The sequence below is a fragment of the Paludisphaera borealis genome (genome assembly GCF_001956985.1).
Lineage (GTDB): Bacteria > Planctomycetota > Planctomycetia > Isosphaerales > Isosphaeraceae > Paludisphaera > Paludisphaera borealis.
In genome coordinates this window covers 7,276,195-7,297,623 of sequence record NZ_CP019082.1, presented here as the reverse complement: position 1 = coordinate 7,297,623, position 21,429 = coordinate 7,276,195, and the positions used below count along the sequence as shown (strand labels likewise).

Sequence of the window (21,429 nt, the reverse complement as noted above, 5' to 3'; positions counted from 1 at the left end):
CGCGCGGAAACCAACGCGTTTTCGGGTCGTCGCTCGTCCTGATCCGTCCCCCGCGTCGGGATCGGGCCGGCCGGCGAATTGGGTTCGTTCGCTCCGATTTCGTGATGAACTCCGATCGAGCCGGAGACCGCATGCCGGATTGACAAAGATCGTTCCGAGACGGAATTCCTCACTATGAGTATATGACACGATGCATCTGTTTGGATGAAGTTTTCCGTGGGGCGGCGAGCGGGTCGATTTTTCTGTTCGGGTGGATCGAGCGGATTGTGTTGGCCAGTGCGGGAGTGTGGCGTGGCGCGGCTTCGATCATTGACAGGCGGTGTCGGAGCCAGTCTGATCGAGCGGACTCTTCCGGCGAGCTTCCGGCGCGGGGGGAGGAGGTCGATTCGAGGTCCGTGGTTCCGGTCGTTCACGAAAGGGTTGGTCGATGCTGCGTTCAGGTTGCGTGGTTCTTGGGGTTCTCGCGTGGACGACGTCACCGGCCTCGGCTCAACAGACGACGAGCCCGGCGGCCGGCGCGCCGATCGAGGCGGCGCGATTGCTCCAGGGGCCCTGGGGCCAGGGTGAAGTCCACGGCGAGAGCGTCTTGTTCATCAAGGGCAAGGAGGGCGCCCCCAAGGCCAGGCTGCTCTACGACATCGACCGCGTGACCGCCGTCCGCAGCGCCGATGGACTCAAGACGTTCGAGGCCGGGCGCGACTTCCGGCCGCTCGCCGACGGCTCGGGCTTCGAGCTGACGGCGGACTCGCGGATTCCATTCCTCTCCGAGTCGGACCTCTTCCGGCCCAAGGGCTCGCCGACCAGCATCGGCCACAAGGCCGGCGATCCGGAGACGAGCGTCTTGTTCGACAACGCCCACTTCTTCCACGACCACCAGGTCGAGGTGAGCTACGTTCCTCGCGGCCCGAAGTGGGACGCGTACCGCCCGGCGTTCGCCGGCGACCGCTTGCCGCGCACCCTGGCGAAGCTCAAGAGCAAGCAGCCGATCACGCTGGTGGTGAGCGGCGACAGCATCTCCGAGGGCTTCAACGCGTCGAAGTTCACGAAGACCGCGCCGCTCCAGCCGGCGTTTCCGGAACTCACCGCGCGACAGTTGGAGCGGTCGTACGGGTCGAAGGTCGCCCTGCACAACCTGGCGGTGGGGGGCTGGTCGTCGGGGCAGGGGGCGGCCGACCTGGACCGGGTGCTGAAGCTCAACCCCGACCTGGTCGTGATCGCCTACGGGATGAACGATGTGAACCGCCGCGACCCCGAGGGGTTCAAGGCGGTCATCAAGGGGATGCTCGTGCGGATCAAGCAGGCGAATTCGGATGCCGAGGTCGTCCTGATCGCGACGATGACCGGCAACCCCGACTGGTTCGCGACGCCCGCCGAGATGTTCCCCGCCTACCGCGACGCGCTCAAGTCGCTGGAAGGCCCCGGCGTCGTCCTCGCCGACCTGACCGCCGTCTGGCGGCGGCTGCTCCAGCGCAAGCGGCACTTCGACCTGACCGGCAACGGCGTCAACCACCCCAACGACTACGGCCACCGCGTCTACACCCAGACGCTCCTCGGCCTGCTGGTCGAGAACCGCTGAGTGGCGATTTCTCCCCTTCGCGGCCGCCGCCCTTCAAATCCTGGGTTGCCGCGACCGGGATGGAACCGAAAAAATGGAAGTATCGGACCGGCGCCGTCCGGGATGAGCGAAAACGGACGACGGCCGGGGAGGATTCGGGTTGAATCACGCCGAACTGCAACGGATGACGGAGGAGCGCACGCGGGACGCCGAGGTGCTGCTTGCCGGCGGCCGGGGGGCGTTCGCGTATTATGTCGCCGGCTACGCCGTCGAATGCGCCCTCAAGGCGTGCCTTTTGAAACGGATGGTGCTCACCGGCTGGGTTTTCGACGAGAACGCGAAACGGGTCGATGAGTGCCGAACGCACGATTTTTCGACGCTCATCAAAATCGCCGGAATGCAGGCCGAGCTGAACCAGATGGAGGCGGCCAGCACACCCGAGGGCGTCGAGTTCCGGGCCAACTGGAAAGTCGTGAAGGAGTGGGCGGTCACAAGTCGCTATGATGAGAAGTCGGAGGCCGAAGCCAGAAAGCTCGTCGCGGCGATCACCGACGAGCCGAACGGGGTGATGATATGGATTCGGAACTACTGGTAGAACAGAAGGACGACGGGCGCAAGCTCGTCGAACAGCTCGCCCGCGACGGATTCGAGGTCGCGGCGGCGTTCTGGATTCTTCGCCACGGCAGGGTCTCATGGGAACTTTATATCGCGTCCCCGCTCGTCGATGGACAGAACTCGAACGAAGCATATCGCCGCCTCATCCCCTCGATCGCCAAGGTCCCGTCGAAGTGGGTCACGATCTCCGATTTGGATCTACTCAACCCCGAGAATCCGATCGTGAAGGCGGCCGTTGAGATCCGCGACCGCGATCCCGATGGCCGGGCCGTGACCTATGAGGGCGGTCGGCTCGGGGACATGGCGATCCAGGGCGCTTACATCTATCCGGAGATCGCACCCGCTCGTCTGTTCTTCATCGTCCAGTATGATCGGGGCGACCACACGAATGAATGGAACGCGAAAGTCGAGTATGTGACCTCCTATGAGAACATGAGGCTCCGGGGCGCGGTCGGTTACTCGACGGCGACTCGGGACGGCGACTCTCCAGCGGACCCCGGAGGCGCTCTTGTCGGCGCCCTGGTCGAGATCGACCCCAAGTTCGTCCCGTTCTCACCACGCGATCGGCAGGACATCCTCGCGGTCGCTTCCCGGCAGGCGAGGGCGGCGGCGGACGGGATGTTCAAGTCGCACCACCCGGAGGCGGTCGTCGAGTCCGCCGACGAACACTGCTTGGCGTCGTAGGGGTCGAGTGAAAGGGATAAGTTGATGACGTTCTTGCTCTGCCTGGCTTGTACGACCCTGGCCTGGGACGAACCTCCGAAGGCGGCGGCCCCGGCCCCGGCGGCGATCGACGTGGTTTCGGCCCTGGAGAAGACCCTGGCCGACGCCATCGCGCGGGCTGAGCCGTCGGTGGTGGCCATTCACCGCGACAAGGCCGACAACGCCCAGGAGACCCTGGCGGTCCGGGGCAAGACGCGGCGGCCTCGCCAGGTCGGTCCAGGGGGATCACCCGAGCCCGTCCGCTCGGCGAGGAAAACGATCAGATCTCGTTCGACTTCGGATCGGGCGTGGTGGTCGGCGACGAGGGGCAGATCCTCACGGCCTTCCATGTGGTGAAGGGCGCGCGGGGGCTGATCGTGCGGGCGACGGATCGGCAGGTCTTCGAGGCCGAGGTCATCGCGGCCGATCCGCGCAGCGACCTCGCCGTGATCGCGCCGATCTCGACTCCAGGTCTGGAGAAGCCCAAGCTCAAGCCGATCCCGCTCGGCGACGCCGGCGCGCTGCGGAAGGGGTCGTTCCTGGTCGTCCTGGGCAATCCGTTCAACGCGGCGCGCGACGGCAAGGCGTCGGCGAGTTGGGGCATTCTCTCGAACGTCTCCCGCCGGATCGACCAGGACATCGACGACGTCTCATTCACGAGGCGGGCGCCCCTGCAACTTCCGAATTATCCGACGCTCCTCCAGCTCGACGCCAAGCTCAACCTGGGAATGAGCGGCGGGGCGGTCGTGAATATGAAGGGCGAGCTGGTGGGGCTGACCACGATGGCGTCGAGCCCGGCCGGCTTCGACGCCATGGCCGGCTACGCGATCCCGATGGACCGCATGGGCCGCCGCGCGGTCGAGACGCTCAAGAAGGGCAAGGAGATCGAGTACGGCCTGCTGGGAGTCCGTCCCCATTTGCAGAGCACCAACCGCGTCGAGACGGTCGCGCCCAACTCGCCCGCGGCGCTCGGCGACCTGCAACGAAACGACGAGATCATCGGGGTCAACGGAACGCCGGTGTTCGACTTCGACTCGCTTATCCTGGCCATCGGCGCGTACTCGGTCGGCGACTCGATCCGACTTCTCGTCCGTCGCGACGGGCAGGAGATCGAAAAGCCGATCGTCCTGGCCAAGTTCCCGGTCGACGGCGAGGTCATCGCCACGACGCAGCCGCCGGCCTGGCGGGGGCTTCGGGTCGACTACCTGAGCACGCTCAACGCCCGGCCGGCCGGCATCGACCTGGTCGACGCGCTGCCGGCGGGGGTGGTCGTCCGCGAAATCGAGCCCGACTCGCCCGCGGCCCGGGCGGGGCTCAAGAAGTGGCAGATCATCCGTCAGGTGGGCGACCAACCCGTGGTCGATCCCGCCCAGTTCGCCAAGGCCGTCGCCGACCTGAACGGCCCCGTCACCCTGTTGACCGACCAGGGGCCGATCGTCGTCCGTTGAAGCCCGTCGCCAGGGGCGGCGGCCGGCTCTTCATCAAGGCCGGGTTGCCGCGGCCTGGCTCGTCCTGCACAATACATCGACGCCGCATTATTGTGGATCGAACTGTGCGCCGTTCCCCGCGCGGATCGCCCGCTCGGCCGGGACGTTCGGAAAACCCGCGAAGCCCTCGACCTCCGTTGCCGATGATCTCTCCATGAAAACCGACGACCTTCGTGAAGCGTATCTCGAATTCTTCGCCTCCAAGGGGTGCGTCCGCAAGCCGAGCGACGTGCTGGCGCCCAACGACCCAACGGTCCTGTTCACGCCGGCCGGGATGAACCAGTTCAAGCGCGAGTTCATGGGCCTGGGCGATCCGGGCTTCAAACGCGCGACGACCTGCCAGAAGTGCATCCGCACCGGCGACATCGAGAACGTCGGCAAGACGCCCCGGCACATGACGTTCTTCGAGATGCTCGGCAACTTCAGCTTCGGCGACTACTTCAAGCGCGAAGCGATCCACTGGGCCTGGGAATTCCTCGTCGACACCCTGAAAATCGATCCCAAGCGGTTGACCTTCACGGTTTACCTCGACGACGACGAGGCGTTCGACATCTGGCACAAGGAAATCGGCGTCCCCACCGACCGGATCACCCGGATGGGCGAGGACGACAATTTCTGGCCCGCCGGCGCGCCGACGCAGGGGCCCAACGGCGTCTGCGGGCCGTGTTCGGAGATCTTCTACCACGGCGACGGCATCGAGGAAGTCGAGATCTGGAACCTCGTCTTCACCCAGTACAACCGCGTCGGCCCCGGCCAGCTCGAACCCCTGCCGAACAAGAACATCGACACCGGCATGGGACTCGAACGCGCCGCCGCGGCGCTTCAGGGCGTGCGGTCGAACTTCGAGATCGACGTCTTCGCGCCGATCGTCGACGCCGCCGCCGACGTGCTGGGCGTCGATTACGCCCAGGCCCGCGACACGCTCGACGGCGTCCGCATCCGCCGCGCCAGCGACCACGCCCGGGCGATCACCTTCTGCCTCCACGAGAACATCCGGCCCGGCCCCGAGAAGCAAGGGTACGTCGTCCGCCGGCTGCTCCGCCGGGCGGTGCTCGACGCCTACCAGATGGGCCGCCGCGAGCCGTTCCTGTATACGCTCGCCCCGGTCGTGGCCGAGTCGATGCGCCGGGGGTATCCCGAGCTGGTCGACAGCGTCCCCCGGGTCCAGCACATCATCCGCGACGAGGAGGAGCGGTTCCTCCGCAACCTCGAAAACGGCATGCGGCTGCTGAACGACACGTTCCGCAAGACCAAGGCGGCCGGCTCGGACGTGATCGCCGGCGACGCCGCCTTCGACCTGCTCTCGACCTACGGCATCCCCGTCGAAGTCACCGAAAGCCTGGCCGCCGACCAGAACCTGCGGGTCGACATGCCGGGGGTCGAAGCCGCCCGGACCAAGTTCTCGGCCGTCTCGCGCGGGACGACCGAGGCCGCCGACGTCTTCGCCACCGGCCCGCTCGACACCCTGAAGGAAGCCTATCACAAGGGGAGCGAGTTCCTCGGCTACACCAGCACCGAGGCCCCCGCGACGGTCATCGGCATTCTTGAACAGGGCCAGCTCGCCCAGTCGGCCGAGGCCTCCCAGGGAGGTCCGCCGATCGTTCTCGTGCTCGACCGGACGCCGTTTTACGGCGAGTCGGGGGGCCAGGTCGGCGACGTCGGGACGATCCGGGGCGACGGGTTCGCGTTCCACGTCGAGGACACGAAGAAGGACAACGATTTCTTCCTCCACCTGGGCCGGGTCGTCGAGGGGAAGGTCGCCGTCGGCGGCCATGTGACCGCGACGGTCGACGTCGATCGGCGGCAGGCGATCCGCCGGGCCCACTCGGCGACCCACCTGCTGCACAACGCCCTCCACAAGCACCTGGGCAAGCACGCCCAGCAGGCCGGCAGCAAGGTCGAGCCCGACCGGCTCCGGTTCGACTTCGCCAACCCCGAGGCCGTCGGCAAGGAGCGGCTCGAAGCCATCGAGAAGACCGTCAACGCCCTGGTCATGACCGGCTCGGCGGTGAGCTGGACCTTGATGCCGATCGCCGAGGCCAAGACCCTCGGCGCGATGGCTCTGTTCGGCGAGAAGTACCCCGAGATCGTCCGCGTCGTCCAGATGGGCGACTTCTCCCGCGAGCTGTGCGGCGGCACGCATCTCGACAACGTCGGCCAGGTCGGCTTCTTCAAGATCGTCGGCGAGGAGTCGGTCGCGGCCGGCACCCGGCGGATCACCGCGCTCACCGGCCAGGCCGCCCTCGACCTCGTCCGCCAGGAGGAAGACGTCCTCGCCCAGCTCTCGGCCACGCTCCGCGTGCCGGCCAGCCAGGTCCCCGACCGCGTCGCCGCCCTGCTCGACGAGATCAAGACCCTCAAGAAGCAAGCCGCCCAGCGCAAGCCCGACGCCGGTGACAAGACCTCGGCCGACGACCTGCTCGCCGCCGCTCGCTCGGCGGGCGGCGCGACCGTCGTCATCGCGGCCGTCGAGAACGCCACGGCCGACGAACTGCGCGTCCTGATCGACGGCCTCCGTCGGAAGCGAGAGCAGGGCCTCGCCGTGCTCTTGATCACCGCCGCCGAGGGCAAGGTCCAGCTCGTCGCCGGCTTCTCGCGCGACCTCGTCGACAAGGGCCAGCACGCCGGCAACTGGCTCAAGAAGGTCGCACCCGTGGTGGGAGGCGGCGGCGGCGGCCGTCCCGAACTGGCCCAGGCCGGCGGCAAGAACCCCGACCAGATCCCCGCCGCTCTCGAACAGGCGTGGACCGTCATTCAGGAAAACCTTGGCGGTTGATCGGATCATCTGGGGGGGCAGGCGAAATAGAGCCTTGGCGTGGACCGTTCGGCGGCCGGCCGGGTTGACAAACCGATGAAGGTGGACTTGACGTCCGCATCGGGGCATGTAGGATGGAATTTTTCCCAACGACATTGGGATTCCGCGTCCAGCGCTTTTTTGTGACTCAGGCGTATTTCTCCATGAAGTGTTATCAAGCGAAGACCGGGGAGCTGACGCGTCAATGGTTCACGATTGACGCGGAGGGTCAGGTCGTCGGTCGGCTCGCGGCGCAGATCGCCTCGATCCTGATGGGCAAGCACCGCCCGACCTACACCGCCCACATCGACACCGGCGACTTTGTGATCGTCACCAACGTCGATAAGGTGATCTTCTCGGGCAACAAGTGGCGCGACAAGGTCTACCAGCGGTACTCGGGCCATCCCGGCGGCCAGAAGGAAGAGGCCGCCTGGAAGTTGTTCGAGCGTCGTCCGGATCGGATTCTTGAGCTGGCGATCCAGCGGATGATGCCCAAGAGCAAGATGGGCCGTCACATGATGGACAAGCTCAAGCTCTGCGTCGGCCCCAACCACCCGCACCAGGCCCAGAGACCGATCCCGCTCATCCCCCTGTCGGGACGGCCGGCCCCCGCCGGCGCCTTGATCACCGTCGCCGCCTCGGCCTCGAAGATCTCCGGCCGCGCACCCCGGGGCGAAGCCGCCCACGTGCACGCCGCCGACGCTTCGGCCGAGTGAGTGAGTGATTGAGATCGCCTCGACGTCTCGCTCGCCGGCCCGGCTCTGACGCCTCGCCGGGCGAGCCTATGCCACACAGGCCCGGTCAGCCGGCGCCGACCGTTCCGACGGACTCCGGGCCCCATCCGAGACGGGATCTTCCAGCCAAAGGTTGAGAAAACGAATATGTCAGCGACCGCACAAAAGACGTTCACCTGGGGCACCGGCCGGCGGAAGACCGCGGTCGCCCGGGTCCGAATCAAAGACGGCACCGGCCAGTTCATCGTCAACGGCCTCGACGCCAAAGAATACTTCCCGCTCGAAGTCTGGCTGACCGACATCCACGCCCCGCTCAAGGCGACCGAGATGACCGAGCGCGTCGACGTGTTCGTCAACGTCGACGGCAGCGGCAAGTCCAGCCAGTCGGGCGCCGTGGTCATGGGCCTCGCCCGCGCCCTCAAGGCCCACCGCACCGACCTCGACCAGGCCCTCCGCGACGGCGGCTACCTCACCCGCGACGCCCGAATGGTCGAGCGGAAGAAATTTGGACATAAGAAGGCCCGTAAGAGCTTCCAGTTCTCCAAGCGCTGATCGCTCGACCCGAGCGACTGGCTCTTACCGACTCCGAATCACGAAGACCCGCCGCGCCCCGGTCGCAAGACCTGGCGCGCCGGGTCTTTTTCTTGCGCGCCGATATTGTTTCGCTCGCCGCGTCTGGATCGTGTGATATTTACAGGTCCGTCTCACGTTGATATGATGCCGGCCGCTTCGCGATTGATCCGAGGCGCGGTCGTCAACTTACGGAGGAGCTGATCCATGAGAATGCGCATCCTGTCCGCCGCGGCCTGTCTGAGCCTCGTCCTGCTGGGCGCCGGTCTGGCGCAGCAGGTCGGCCCCGGCCCCGTCACCAAGACGGAAGATCGGCCGAACGCCGACCCGCCGTCGTCGGACGCCGCGCCGAAGCCCACGCCCGATAACGCGTCTCAGGTTGCGTCGCTGCGTTCTCAGTTGGTCCGGCTCCGCGCCGAGGTGGAACTGCTGGAACTGGAGCACGAGGCCGACGTGGATCGTTTCAAGGCTCTTGCGACGGATCTCCACGCCTCGAACGACCATGAGAAAGCAGAGAGCGTCGCGAGCTCGTTGATTCCGGAGTTCGAGAAGAAGGTCAACGGAAAGATCGAGCCTTCGATGTTGAAAGAGCTGGAGTCAGAGAGGCTCGTGGACTCCACCACCGCCCGAGTCCTCCGTGAGGAGTACGACAAGACGAAGAAGGAGTTCCTTCGCACGACCGCCGAACTGAACGAGAAGAAGCTTCAGTTGATCGACCTGGAGAAACGGTTCCGCGCCGTGGCCGGCGATTGACGGACGAGCCGGAAGCCGGCGAGTGCATGATTCCCGCGCTCATTTCCTCGCGGCGGCGGAGCCGCTCCGGCGGACTGGGAATTCACTCGCTGGCGCTTCGGGCTTGTATTTATGGAAGCCCGAATACAAGCCCGAAGCGCAAGCGAGTGCATTGTTTTGCGTCCGCTTATTCAGCACGCCGGCCGAGTTCGGAAATTCACTCGCTGGCGCTTCGGGCTTGTATTCGGACCCGGGGCCGCCCCAGCGTCCCCATTTTCATGAGGCCGGGTGTCCTGAAGGCGTCATGGCGGTTTGTATCGGGGCGTGCCGTCACCCATCAGCTTGTCATTATGGAATGAGATGACGATTCAACGCTCTAAATCCGCAGGTGCTGGGCGATGATGTTGCGCTGGATGTCGTTGGTGCCGGAGAAGAGGACGCCGCCGACGCCGTCGCGGACGTCGCGTTCGAGGCCCTCTTCGATGGTGTAGCCGGCCGCGCCGAAGATCCGGACGGCGTCGATGCTGTTCTGCACGAAGCTCTCGGACACGTGCAGCTTGGCCATCGAGGCGGCGATCGTGGCGTCCTTGCCCTGCTGCTTGAGCCAGGCGTAGCGATAGACCATGTAGCGGCTGGTCTCGACGCGGGTCATCATGTCGACGATCCGGTTCGAGACCGATTGGAACTTGCCGATCGACTGGCCGAACTGCTTGCGGGTCCGGGCGCGGTGGACGCAGCGGTCGACCTGCCGGCGCATCGTGCCGACGATGCTGGCGAGGATCGCGCCGCGCTCCCATTCGAGGGCCTGGTTGAAGATCCGCGAGCCGCGTCCTTCGCGCCCCAGCATGTTTTCGAGGGGCAGTTCGCAGTTCTCGAACACGAGTTCACCCATCGGCGCGGTCCGCATCCCGAGCTTGTCGATCTCGCGGACGACCTTGAAGCCCGGCGTGTCGCGGTCGATCAGGAAGGCCGTGATGCCGAGCACCCCCTTGGTGGGGTCGGTGGTGGCGAAGCAGAGGAAGACGTCGGCGACCGGCCCGCCGGTGATCCAGACCTTGCGGCCGTTGAGCACCCAGCGGTCGCCCTTGCGCTCGGCCCGGGTCTTCATGCTGAAGATGTCGGAGCCGGCCTCGGGCTCGCTGGCGCCGTTGGCTCCGAAGTGGCGGCCATCGACCAGCGGAGGCAGGAACCGGGCTTTTTGCGCGTCGTCGCCGAACATGAGGATCGGCATCGTGATCGTCCACAGCGACGCGTTCAGTGAGAACAGCAGCCCCGTGTCGGCGCAGGCGTAGCCGAGCCCTTCCATCGCGGCGACGGCCGTGGCGATCTCTTCGCCCTGCCCGCCGTACTCGCGCGGGACGGTCAGCCCGGCGGCGCCGAAGCGGGCGCACCGCTCGTAGCCCTCGCGCCAGAACTCGCCACGCTGATCGCGGGCGACGCCGTCGGGATCGACGAGCTGTTCCTTGGCGAAGGCGACGGCCGCGTCATACCACTTCTGCTGCTCTGCTGAGAATCCGAAGTCCATGACTTCGACCTCCTTATCGTCTCGTTTTTATTCCGGGAGCCGACGATCCAATCCGTGATGCGCGACTCCGAATACAAGCCCGAAGCGCCAGCGAGTGCATTGTTTTGCATTCGATTATTCAGAACGCCGGCTGGGAATGCACTCGCTGGCGCTTCGGGCTTGTAATTCGGGGTTGTAATCGGGGGTGGATTTTTCGAAGGCTCGGAATACGTGTCGGGTCGTCCGCTTCTCGTTCGTCCAACATCCATGCCGGCCGGATGATCGCCGAAGAACGGGCGTAGGGCAAGATCACAACGGTGAGCCGGACCGCGTTGACAGGTAGGAGGGTTCCGGCTACATTTCCGCCGCACGTCGCGGCCGTAGAGCCCGATGGACGGTTGATGGGTGCATCTTGGAGGAGACGACGGCGACTCGTTCGCCCCGTTCCGTGGCCCTATGGTTCAAGGCGCGTGCTCGGGCGACCCCATGGATGGAGACGCATTCCGGCGCGTGCCGCGTTTAGACGGGCGAGGGTGAATCATGGACGATGTCCCCGCTGGTCCGGCGAGCCCGGAGCCGCGGAGGCCATCGCTTTCCGTTGTGGTCCCCGTTTGCAACGGGGGTTCCGACTTCAAGCGCTGCCTCCGTCGGCTTCGCGACTCTTCCTGGGCCGACTTTGAGTTGATCGTGGTGGACGACGGTTCCACCGACGATTCGGGCCTCCTGGCCGAGAGCCAGGGTGCGATCGTGCTGCGCCACGATCGTCCGCAAGGCCCCGCCGCGGCCCGCAATCTAGGGGCTGAGCGGGCGTCGGCCGACCTGATCTTCTTCCTCGACGCCGACGTGGCCGTCTATCCGGATACGATCGAGCGCGGGATGGCCCGGTTTCTGGACGATCCCGGGCTGACCGGTCTGTTCGGCTCATATGACGACCAGCCGACGGCGCCGGGGCTCGTGAGCCGGTTCCGCAACCTGTTGCATCACTACGTCCACCAGCAGGGCGATTTCGAGCTGGACAGCCGGCCGGTGCATACGTTCTGGACCGGCTGCGGCATGATCCGCCGCCGCGACTTCCTCGATTTCGGCGGCTTCGACCCCCGGCTCTACCCCCGGCCGGCGATCGAGGACATCGAGCTTGGCTACCGGCTGACGCGGTCGGGACGCCGGATCGTCCTGGCGCGCGACGTCCAGGCGACGCATATGAAGCGGTGGTCGGTGTTCGAGGTGGTCCGCACCGACATCTTCCGCCGCGGGGTGCCGTGGATGTTGCTGATCAAGCGGAGCGGCACGCACGAGACCGACCTCAACGTGCAGCTCAAGCAGCAGGTTTCGGTGGCGGCGACGGGCCTGATGCTCGTCGCGGCGGCCGGCGTCCCGCTGTCGGCCTGGGCGGGCGTGGCGGTTGGAGCCTGCGCCGGGAGCGTGGTCGTCTTGAACCTCGAATTCTACCGGTTCCTGGGCCGGCGTCGGGGCCTGGGATTCGCCCTGGCCTCGTTCCCGCTGCATCTGCTGTACTTCGTCTGCTGCGGCGTGTCGGTCGTGATCGCGCTCTTGCGATGGCACGTGCTGGAACGGTCGCATCGGGCGAACGCCCGGGGGCGAGGCGAGCGGGTCGATCGCGGCGCGCGGTCTATTCCTGGACCGGCATGGAGTCGATTGGCACGGAGGCTCAAACGATGGACGGCGCGATCAAGGTAGCCGTGGTTCAGGGCGACCGCCGGCGCGGGGCCGTGGCCCAGGCGCTCGGGCTCATCGCCGACGACGTACGCGACCGCGTCCAGGGGACCGGCGCTCTGGTCGTCCCGACGCTCGACGAACTTGGCCGAGGCTGGGCGTCGACCGACCGCGACGCGCTCTCGGCGACGATCGACGCCCTGCTCGCCGCCGGGGCCGGAACGATCGACGTGGCGACCGGCAAGGGAGTCGCGCGTCCGGGCGCCGCGGCCTGCTTCGATCGGTTCGGCTACCGCTCCGAGACGGCGGGCCGTCCGGTGGCGTACCACGATCTGGACGCCGAAGCCGACGCCTGGACGACCATCGAGACCCGGGGCGGTCTTCCCGAGGACACGCTGCGCGTGGCGTCGCGCGTCGTCGCCGCGACCTGCCGGGTCTCGCTCTCGATCGCGCGGACGCACGGCGTTTTTCGGCTCGGCCTGGGACTGCCCAACCTGGCGACGGTCGTTCATCCCGATGATCGGCGGCGGCTGGAACCGGCGCCGTTTCCGTCCCGGCTGTCGTCGCGCGCCGCATCGATCTCCAGCCTGCTCGAATCATGGCGGGGATGGCTGGTGCGCGGGTGGTTGAGCGTCCGGTCGCTCGACGGCGGCATGATGCTGACCGGCCCCGAGCGCCGGCGACTGGAACGGATCGAGCGGGCGACCGACCTCCTCACGGCGCTTGCGACCTCGGTTCTGCCGACGATCAGCGTGGTCGACGGCTTCCTGGGGATGCACGGCGAAGGTCCGCGTCTGGGCAAGCCGCTCCGCCTCGGCACCGTGATCGCCGGGACCGACGCCGTGGCGGTCGACGCGGTCGCCGCCGCGATCATGGGGTTCGACCCGCTCAACGTGGCCTATCTGCGGCGGGCGCAGGCCGCCGGCCTCGGGGTCGCCGACCTGGCCGCCATCACGATCGTCGGCGAGCCGTGGTCGCAGGTGCGCCGCAAGTGCCGCCGGCACGCGTCGGATCGCCTGCTTCGGCTCGTCTCGGGACCCGACGACGGTCAGCCCGTCGGCGTCCCCAGTCCGCACTTCCGATCCCGGCGCGAGCGGTTGCGCGCAGCCGCCCGGAAGTCGTCGCGGTCGTAAACGATCACCGCGCCCGTCCTTTCTTCCACCAGGAGCAGGCTCGACGATGCGAATCGGCTTTGATGGGAGCTGTCTGTCGAACCGTCGCGGCTTCGGCCGGTTCGCGAACCGGTTGCTTTCGGCCCTCGTCCGCCAGGCGGAAGGGCATGAAGTCGTCGTCGTGATCGACGAGCCGTCGGCCGCGACGGTCGAGCTGCCCGAAGGCGCGACCGCCCGGATCGTCGGCGTCCGCGACGCCCCGAGCGCCTCGGCCTCGGCGCGCGGCCGGCGCAGGCTGCGTGACATGCTGGCCATGAGCCGGTCCGTGGCCGGGGCGCGGCTCGATCTCATGTACTTCCCCGCGACGTACACGTTCTACCCCGTCTGGGGCGTCCCCCGGCTGGTCGTGACGATGCACGACACGCTCCCCCTGGAGCATCCCGAGCTGGTCTTCCCGACGCGTCGGGGACGGGCCGCGTGGATGCTCAAAGAGTACGTCGCCGTCCGCTCGGCCGATCGGATCGTGACCGTCTCGGAGACGTCGAAGCGGTTTCTCAAGCAGCGGTTCCGGCTGAGCGACGACCGGCTGCGGGTCGTCGGCGAAGGGCCCGACCCGATCTTCCGGCCGATGGGCGACGACCCGCGCGCCGAGGCCGTGCTGGAGCGTTACGGCGTCTCGGCCTCGGCCCGGTTCCTGCTGTACGTCGGCGGTCTGAGCCCGCACAAGAACCTCCCCCGGCTGATCGAGGGCTTCGCGCGGTCCGCCCCCGCCGACGTTTCGCTCGTGCTGGTCGGCGACCTCAACGACGTCTTCCACACGCATATCCCGGAGATCCGCCGGACGATCGCCGACCACGCGCTCGAAGATCGCGTCATCCTCACGGGCTTCGTGCCGGACGCGGACCTCGTCTTTCTGTATAGTCGCGCCTACGCACTGGCGCTCCCCTCGCTGCTGGAGGGCTTCGGCCTGCCTGCCGTCGAGGCGATGGCCTGCGGGACCCCCGTCGTGGCGAGCCGGGCGGGGTCGCTCCCCGAGGTCGTCGGCGACGCCGGCCTGTTCTTCGATCCGCTGAATGTGGACGAGATCGGCCGGACGCTGGGCGCGATCCTCGACGATCCGGGACGCCGCGACGAACTCGCCGCGATGGCCCTCCGACGCTCGGCGCGGTTCGACTGGGACCGCTCGGCGCTCGATCTGCTCGCCTGCTTCGAGGAGCTTTCGCCCCCTCGATCCGCCTCCAGGCCTCACGCGGCCGGGTCGCGTAGGGTTCGCGAACGGTCGTGATCCGAAATTGGCCTTGAACGGATTCGTTCGGGATGCGCTGCTGATGAGGACGAAATGCGCGGCTCTAGCTCGCCAGCCCAGGAGACGCAACGACTCGATCGAAATGTGAGCTAGGCTTGAAGTACACCGACATGGAGTCAGCATCTTGGTCGCCAACCTTTTGATTTATCTGATCGTCGCGATCGGCGAGGCCGTTTGCGTGGCCTTCGCGATCAACGTCGTCCACGGTCGCGCCTGGAAAGTCCGCTGGCATGAGAAGGCGACGATGGCCTTCATGGCCGTCTGCGGGCTGGGGTCGCTCGAACTCGCCCGACGCTACCGGCTCACGCCGTTCGCGGACTGGCCGGTCCTCCTCAAGAGCCTCGCGACGCTCTGCTCGTTCGTCGCGCTCGTGGTGTTGCCCGCCGTGACGTTCGCGAGGAGTCGGCGTCGGACGCCCGAAGGGATGGTCCGCGACGATCATCGCAGCGTTCTCGACGGCAAAAACCGCGAAGCTTTCATCGGCCAGGGAACCTTTTCCTGGATGCTCCGGCTTCCCGGCAACGAGTCGCTCGATCTGACGGTTCACGAGTGGTCGTTGCGCATCCCCCAGTTGCCTCCCGAGCTGGACGAGCTGTCGATCTTGCACCTGACCGACCTGCATTTCTCGCACGCGTACGACCGCCGGTATTTCGAGGCGGTCGTCGAGGCCGCGGCGTCGGCTCCCGCCGACCTCGTCTTCGTCACCGGCGACCTCGTCGACGAGCCCGAGTGCATCGAGTGGATCACGCCGCTGCTTGCTCGCCTTTCCGGGCCGCTGGGCCGGTTCGCGATCCTCGGCAACCACGATCATCACCACGACATGGACCGGATCGCCCGAGCGACGACGGCGGCGGGGTACACGGTCCTCGACGGCGACGTGGCGACGGTCGACGTCCACGGCCGTCGGCTGGCGATCGGCGGCACGTGCGCTCCGTGGGGGCCGGCGATCGCCGCCGGCTCGATCCCCGAGGCCGATTTCTCGATGCTCTTGAGCCACACCCCCGACCTCGCGTACAAGGCGGCCGCCCAGGGCTGGGACTTCATGCTCTGCGGGCACAATCACGGCGGCCAGATTCGGTTGCCCGTGATCGGCCCCGTGCTCATGCCCAGCCGATTCAGCCGTCGGTTCGACCGGGGGTTCTTCCGGATCGATCCGACGCTGATGTACGTCAGCCAGGGAGTGGGCGCCAAGCACCCGATCCGTTACGGCTGCCCCCCGGAAATCAGCCGATTCACGCTCGTCCGCCACGACGTCGCCGCGCCGCGCGACCAATCGGCCGGCGCGGCGCGACAACCCGTCGAAGCCTGAGCGGAACGCGATCCGAGCCGGTCGATCAGCCCGGCCGCTTCTCAACCGCCCCAGCGGGCGCGGCCTGCGCCGCCTTCGCGGCGGCCGGCTTGGCGAGGTGCTGGTCGAACCATTCGACGAACGTGTCGAGGTCCTTGTCGAGCCCGACCCAGCCGTGTCCCGAGCCCTTCTTGACGATCAGGCGGCTCTCGACGCCGGTCTCCCGGAGCTTCTTCTCGAACGATTCCGACTGCTGGATCGAGACCAGCGTGTCGGCGTCGCCGTGGATGAGGAGGGTCGGCGGGTCGTCGGGCGTGACGTGGGTGATCGGCGACGTCGCGCGGGCGATCTCGCGCCGCGTATCGGGGTCGTCGATCGGAAGCCACAGGCCGGTCTTCTCGTCCGGCTTGCGGTAATCGAACGCGGCGCTGAACTGGGGCTCGAAGTCCGTCGCCCGGAGCCTTTCCTTGCCCGGCTCGCCGAAGTTCAGCCAGTCGGTCGGTGGGAAGAAGCAGGCCACCGCCTGCACCCGGCTCGACTCGCGATCGACGGGGTCTTTGGCCGAGGGATCGCCGGCCTTCCCTGCCGTGCCGAGCATCAACGACAGGTGGCCGCCGGCCGAGGCGCCGTAGACGCCCAGGCGGTCGGGGTCGATCTTGTAGTCCTTGGCGTGGTGGCGGATGAACCGCACGGCCCGGTTGACGTCCTCGATGATCTCGGGGACCTGAAACCGCGGCTGGCAGCCGTGGACGACGGCGAAGACTGTGTAGCCGTGGTCGAGGAACGGCTTGAAGAACACCGGTTGGATCGCCTCGTGCGACGAGACGAAGCCGCCGCTGACCATGAAGATCACGCCGACGCCCTTGGCGTTCGCCTTGGGCGTCAGCACGTCCAGGGTGAGCGCCGTGCCGTACTTGCGACCATAGATCACGTCTTCCTTGCGGTCGAAGCCGGGCTCGTCGGCCCGCGACGGCGCCGCCTGAAACAGGCCGAACGCCAGGAACAAGTTGAGAACAATCATCGTCACGCGCGTCATTTGCGGAGAGCCCCCAGGGAATTTCGGATCGTCCGGCGAACGATCGAGGATAACGGGGGGGCGCATGGCCGGGCAACGGTCAGGCGAGTCGAGTCAGGCGTGATCGCGCATCGATCGGCGCGGTTTCAGGAGCAAATATTGACGATGTTTAGACGAGAAGACGTGAGATAATGTTGGTTTCGGCGAAGGGTCGTGCGGCGCGACGCCGAGGAGGCGAGGTTCCTCGGCGTCGCGCCGTCGAGCTTGGGTCGTCTCGGTCAGGCGGGCTTTTCCGCGAAGAAGGTCAGCGACGACGTCAGGTATTTGACGAGGGGGGCGGGCGTGAGCTTGAACATCACTTCCGCCTTGGTATAGGACCCGTGCTTGAAATCAGGGCGTTTGCGCGCGGCCCGGATCGATTCCGCGTCGGCCGGGACGATCTCCGTCGGCGAGCGATACGAGGTGTCGGGGACGGCCCAGTAGGGCTTCAGGTTCGAGAAGCCGGCTTCCGTCACGAGCCGGTGGAGGGTCGGATAGGAATGGATCATGCCTTCGGGCCGCGACTTGCCGAGCAGCCGACCCAGGAGCGAGATCAACCAGCGCGGCATCGCCTGACCGAACCTCCAATTGAAAGTGTGCGGGTCGTGGACGCCGTGAAGGAGGACCATGCCGTAGCGATTCTTGGTCGTCAGGTAGATCCAACCGCCGGGTTTCAGCACCCGCCAGCACTCCCGTAGCAGCTTCTTCTGCGACTCGACGTGGGGGGTCGACGGATCGCGCTGGCCGCACCATTCCAGGACGAGATTCAGGACGACGCCGTTGAACTGGCCGTCCTCGAAGGGGAGCTGACAGTCATCGACCCCGCATGCGACCTTCGCGTTGTCGAGCCCCTCCTGGCGACACCGTTCCGCGGCGAAGCGGGCGAATTGCGGGACGACTTCCAGAGCGTGGACGAACCCGACTCGGCGCGCCAGGGCGGTCGTGATTTGTCCATGTTGCGCACCGATCTCCAGGATCGTGCTCTCTTTGTTCAGCGGCAGCAGATCCAGGAACTTGTACCTTACGGGACTCGTCATGTAATCGATCGAGTCGTACGTCTGCTTGACCGCGTTCAGCCAGCCGTCACGAACCGCGAGCTCGTTGAGCCGGTCCAGCTCGCGCGTCCGCTCTTCCGATTCGGTTTGGGGGAACTTCAGATAGTTCGGCATCTCAGTGTCGATCATTCAGGTACGCCTCCAAGGAATCCAGTTGCTTGAGCCTGGCCAACGCCGCGGCGACGTCCACGACCGTCTTTCGCTGGTCGCGACTGATCGAGCCCATAACGTCGTCGTTCACGACGTCGTCCGGTCGCCTCGTCACCGGATTGGGGAGCGGCTCGTCCAGGGTCATGGATTTGCCGCCCAAGGTCGCAAGCATGTAACCGCGGACGTCGACGGGGTCACAGGCCATGATCCGGCAGTGGCGATCGATCTCGGCGCGAAGACGCCCCCTCCCCAGCTTCATCCACAGCGTCATGGCGATGAGATCGTAGAATCCATATCCCCGGACCGCGGACCTTTCCCAGTCGATGATTATGGTCCGATTCCACGCCGCGATTCCAGGGGGTTGCAGCAAGTTATGTAAATTCAAGTCGTCGTGCATGATTGCGAGTTGAGGCTGCCAGGCTCCACGCTCGAGGCGTCCCAGCGCGAGCGACGCTGCGTCGCGCACGTGCCCGGGCATCGAAGACGCATCGCAGAGGTGTTCGAGAGGGGTGATGAAGCGATCCTGGCGTTCCTCGGCCGTCGGCTGCTGGACGGTTCTCTCGGTCGCGAGTCGCAGCCAGGGCAAGAGCCGTTTGCCCACCAACGATCTCCGCATGGTCCTCAGGAACCGTCTCCGAATTCTGACGGGGCGACAGTAAGGGAAGACGGCGTAATCCGCGCCTTCCAGGACGCCGACCTGCAACGGTTCCAGAATCACCCCGCCCAACGGCCCCAGGGCGCGCCGGGCCTCCTCCGCCTTCTCCACATTCCCCGCCACCGCGCGAGGTTCGAGCTTGGGAGAGACGATCGCGACGACTCGCGACCGCTTCATCCGATCGAAGCCCAGGAACTTGAATGTGTTGACGGGAATCCAATGCTTCCAGGCGGGCTCGGTTATCTGCCTCCACCCTGCTATCGATCCATCAAAAACATTCCGCAGTGAATGGCCGACTTCGGCGGACTCCCTGTCGCGCAAGGACAACAAGAAATCATACTCGGAACTGCAATGACCAACACGTGTTGCTTGCATGATTCGTCCTTGTTGTTGCGTTCGGAGAGTGGAGAGGGAATGGCTCTCTGAAACGAAGCCGGGAAAACAAGGCGCGTACAGTCTCGGCCTCGCGCGGATGCGGAGTCTGGCGCAGCCACGCAAGGAGGGGGGGCGGTCCGTCGAAGCTCGGGCGGCGAGCCACGAGTCTCGGGCCGCGGTCGGTCACGGATTCGGCGCGATCGTGAGCCTCCGACGCACGGAACCGGCTGGGCGGAGGCCGTCCCCATTCAGAGCGACGAGGTCAGACGCGGGCTTTCGTCTTGTCGTACCGTTTTGATCGAGCGCTCGGCGGGGGCCCGGAAACAGGAGTCCGTCCGCCGCACAGCGATCTCGCGACGGAGCCGACTCCTGACAGCATGGTCAATTAAGAAGTCTTAATTGATCGATGTTCTCGGTGGAGGGCTCTGGTCGCGACGTTGGATTATCAGAGGACCGCGCTTGGAGGGCGACGGTGCAAACCGCCGGCGGTCAGCCAGCGGGCATTGAGATTTATGCGAAGATAAGATGAAGGTTGCGTGAAGTCAACGGGCTCGGTGAATTTCGTGGAGGTATTTCGATAGAAGCATGATCCTACGCAATTGAAGTTGTTGCCCGCCATCCGTTTGCGCCGCCGATGTGGCCAGGAGGTCGATGGACCCCTGGACGTGTGAGCCCGTGCGCCGACCAAGCGATCTCGCGACGAAACCAATTCCTGACGACACAATTCATTAAGACGTCTTAATTAGTTGGTGCGCACAGCGGAGCATTTGCCTGATGACGCAGGTGATTAAAATATTTTAATTTGTTGTTGCGCACGCCGGAGGTCTCCGCACATCATGTTGATCGATCAAAGGACCGAACCACCATGACGCCGTGGAGACGCCCGGCGTCATGGTGGTTTGTATTCTGCTCCCCGATCGTCCTGCGGGTGGTCTCTCGGACCATTTTCAGAGCAGCAGCCTGGAGGGCGTCGGTGGAAACCGCCGGCGGTCGGTCGGTAAGTTTTATGAGAGATGCGAAGACAGGATGAAGACCGGGGGAAGTCGATCGCCCCGGTAGATGTCGTGGAGTTTCTCCGATGGAAGCATGCTTCTATGCGACCGAGGTTGGGTGCTGCCGGCCGCCGTCGTGGCGCGCCCGATTTTCGGCCGCGCCTACGCCTCGGATACCGAGGTCGGGCGCGGGCTCAGCTCTCGGCGAGCAGCGAGTCCCAGGCGCCGGGGCTGACGCGGGAGTAATAGCGGCCTTCGCTCTGCACGACCTGGAGCGGGCAGCGGTAGACGGCGGAGAGCAGGTCGGAGCGGAGCACGTCTTCGGGGGCGCCCTGAGCGGCCACGGCGCCTTCGTCGAGAACCAGGACGTGCGAGACGGCGGGGGGGAGTTCTTCGAGGTGGTGGGTGATGAGGACGACCGTCGGCCGCTCGCTCCCGTTCTGAAAGAGCGACTGGATCGTCGCGAGGACTTGCTCGCGGGCCAGGAGATCGAGCCCCGAGGTGGGCTCGTCGAGCAGCAGCAGCCGGGGCTTGCGGATCATCGCCCGGGCGATCAGGCAGCGGATACGCTCGCCGCTGCTGAGGTTCTGGTAGGGGGTGTTGAAAACCGAGCGGAGACCCACCGTCGCGAGCAGTCGTTCGGCCTCGGATCGAATCGCGTCGGTGACCTGGCCGTAGAGGCCCACCGTCCCGAACGCGCCGGTGAGGGCGACCTCGAACGCGGTCGCCTCGGAGTCCGGTTCGGCCAGTCCGGTGGGCTGCACGAGGCGGAGCGACTCGCGCAGCTCGTGGAGGTTCACCGAGCCGAACCGCTCGCCGAGGACCGAGAGTTCCCCGTCGGTCGGCCACATGTAGCCGGAGATCACCCGCGTCAGCGTGCTCTTGCCGCTGCCGTTGGGACCGAGCACGGCGACGCACGACCCGGAAGGAACCGTCCAGTCGACGTTCTTGAGAATCCAGCGGCCGTTCCGGTACACGCCGACGCCGCGGGCGCGGATCGCCGGGGGAGACGCGGGGTTTTCAGCGGGGGCGTGATTCGGGGCATTGTTGTCCATGGATACATACTCTATCGTCT

17 protein-coding genes and 1 pseudogene are annotated in these 21,429 nt (G+C 66.3%); 13 read left to right on the top strand and 5 right to left on the bottom strand.

Going from position 1 to position 21,429, the window contains the following annotated elements; genetic code table 11:
• Window positions 1–427 precede the first annotated feature (427 nt).
• From BSF38_RS28190 to BSF38_RS28155, 9 genes and pseudogenes are all read left to right on the top strand, one after another.
• A complete protein-coding gene (locus BSF38_RS28190; RefSeq protein ID WP_083713635.1) occupies window positions 428–1,576 on the top strand; it encodes an SGNH/GDSL hydrolase family protein in 1,149 nt (382 codons plus the stop codon).
• Between the two features lie 139 nt (window positions 1,577–1,715).
• On the top strand, window positions 1,716–2,150 hold the full coding sequence (locus tag BSF38_RS28185; protein ID WP_237170660.1) for a HEPN domain-containing protein: 435 nt from the start codon (window positions 1,716–1,718) through the stop codon (window positions 2,148–2,150).
• Window positions 2,129–2,854: a hypothetical protein gene (locus tag BSF38_RS28180; protein WP_076350339.1), complete on the top strand. Its 726-nt coding sequence runs from the start codon at window positions 2,129–2,131 to the stop codon at window positions 2,852–2,854. Before BSF38_RS28185 ends, BSF38_RS28180 begins: the two co-directional genes overlap by 22 nt.
• Window positions 2,855–2,878: 24 nt before the next feature.
• Window positions 2,879–3,229 carry a hypothetical protein gene (locus tag BSF38_RS32305; RefSeq protein ID WP_237170659.1) on the top strand — a complete coding sequence of 117 codons (351 nt, stop codon included), beginning with the start codon at window positions 2,879–2,881 and terminating at the stop codon, window positions 3,227–3,229.
• On the top strand, window positions 3,181–4,320 hold the full coding sequence (locus BSF38_RS28175) for a trypsin-like peptidase domain-containing protein (RefSeq protein ID WP_237170658.1): 1,140 nt from the start codon (window positions 3,181–3,183) through the stop codon (window positions 4,318–4,320). The genes BSF38_RS32305 and BSF38_RS28175 overlap by 49 nt, the downstream gene beginning before the upstream one ends.
• A 193-nt stretch (window positions 4,321–4,513) precedes the next feature.
• Window positions 4,514–7,135, top strand: coding sequence for an alanine--tRNA ligase (alaS, locus tag BSF38_RS28170; protein ID WP_076350338.1), 2,622 nt, complete (start codon window positions 4,514–4,516; stop codon window positions 7,133–7,135).
• 182 nt (window positions 7,136–7,317) lie between these two features.
• Window positions 7,318–7,728 (top strand): annotated as a pseudogene (rplM, locus tag BSF38_RS28165) (50S ribosomal protein L13); the annotation flags it as partial.
• Between the two features lie 306 nt (window positions 7,729–8,034).
• Window positions 8,035–8,439, top strand: coding sequence for a 30S ribosomal protein S9 (gene rpsI, locus BSF38_RS28160; protein ID WP_076350337.1), 405 nt, complete (start codon window positions 8,035–8,037; stop codon window positions 8,437–8,439).
• A 225-nt stretch (window positions 8,440–8,664) separates the two neighbouring features.
• The gene (locus tag BSF38_RS28155; RefSeq protein WP_145952366.1) at window positions 8,665–9,210 is read left to right on the top strand and encodes a hypothetical protein; all 546 of its coding nucleotides are present in this window, start codon (window positions 8,665–8,667) and stop codon (window positions 9,208–9,210) included.
• 355 nt (window positions 9,211–9,565) lie between these two features.
• On the opposite strand, the gene BSF38_RS28150 is transcribed toward BSF38_RS28155, so the two are convergent.
• On the bottom strand, window positions 9,566–10,714 hold the full coding sequence (locus BSF38_RS28150; protein WP_076350335.1) for an acyl-CoA dehydrogenase family protein: 1,149 nt from the start codon (window positions 10,712–10,714) through the stop codon (window positions 9,566–9,568).
• 519 nt (window positions 10,715–11,233) lie between these two features.
• On the opposite strand from BSF38_RS28150, the gene BSF38_RS28145 reads away from it, so the two are divergent.
• From BSF38_RS28145 to BSF38_RS28130, 4 genes are all read left to right on the top strand, one after another.
• Window positions 11,234–12,391 carry a glycosyltransferase family 2 protein gene (locus BSF38_RS28145; protein WP_083713632.1) on the top strand — a complete coding sequence of 386 codons (1,158 nt, stop codon included), beginning with the start codon at window positions 11,234–11,236 and terminating at the stop codon, window positions 12,389–12,391.
• Window positions 12,370–13,500: a DUF362 domain-containing protein gene (locus BSF38_RS28140; protein WP_076350333.1), complete on the top strand. Its 1,131-nt coding sequence runs from the start codon at window positions 12,370–12,372 to the stop codon at window positions 13,498–13,500. Before BSF38_RS28145 ends, BSF38_RS28140 begins: the two co-directional genes overlap by 22 nt.
• Window positions 13,501–13,546: 46 nt before the next feature.
• Complete coding sequence (locus BSF38_RS28135) at window positions 13,547–14,764, top strand: glycosyltransferase family 4 protein (RefSeq protein ID WP_076350332.1); 1,218 nt, start codon at window positions 13,547–13,549, stop codon at window positions 14,762–14,764.
• Window positions 14,765–14,909: 145 nt separating this feature from the next.
• Window positions 14,910–16,094 carry a metallophosphoesterase gene (locus tag BSF38_RS28130; protein ID WP_076350331.1) on the top strand — a complete coding sequence of 395 codons (1,185 nt, stop codon included), beginning with the start codon at window positions 14,910–14,912 and terminating at the stop codon, window positions 16,092–16,094.
• A 25-nt stretch (window positions 16,095–16,119) separates the two neighbouring features.
• Here the strand turns inward: BSF38_RS28130 and BSF38_RS28125 are convergent, their stop codons facing one another.
• The 4 genes from BSF38_RS28125 to BSF38_RS28110 all read right to left on the bottom strand — a co-directional run bounded on the left by BSF38_RS28125 (window position 16,120) and on the right by BSF38_RS28110 (window position 21,409).
• Entirely contained in the window at window positions 16,120–17,094 is a 975-nt protein-coding gene (locus BSF38_RS28125) for an alpha/beta hydrolase (protein WP_237170657.1), read from the bottom strand.
• Between the two features lie 272 nt (window positions 17,095–17,366).
• Window positions 17,367–18,311 carry a class I SAM-dependent methyltransferase gene (locus BSF38_RS28120; RefSeq protein ID WP_083713626.1) on the bottom strand — a complete coding sequence of 315 codons (945 nt, stop codon included), beginning with the start codon at window positions 18,309–18,311 and terminating at the stop codon, window positions 17,367–17,369.
• Window positions 18,298–19,164: a hypothetical protein gene (locus BSF38_RS28115; protein WP_145952365.1), complete on the bottom strand. Its 867-nt coding sequence runs from the start codon at window positions 19,162–19,164 to the stop codon at window positions 18,298–18,300. The genes BSF38_RS28120 and BSF38_RS28115 overlap by 14 nt, the downstream gene beginning before the upstream one ends.
• Before the next feature lie 1,384 nt (window positions 19,165–20,548).
• On the bottom strand, window positions 20,549–21,409 hold the full coding sequence (locus tag BSF38_RS28110; RefSeq protein WP_076350327.1) for an ABC transporter ATP-binding protein: 861 nt from the start codon (window positions 21,407–21,409) through the stop codon (window positions 20,549–20,551).
• Window positions 21,410–21,429: the final 20 nt, after the last annotated feature.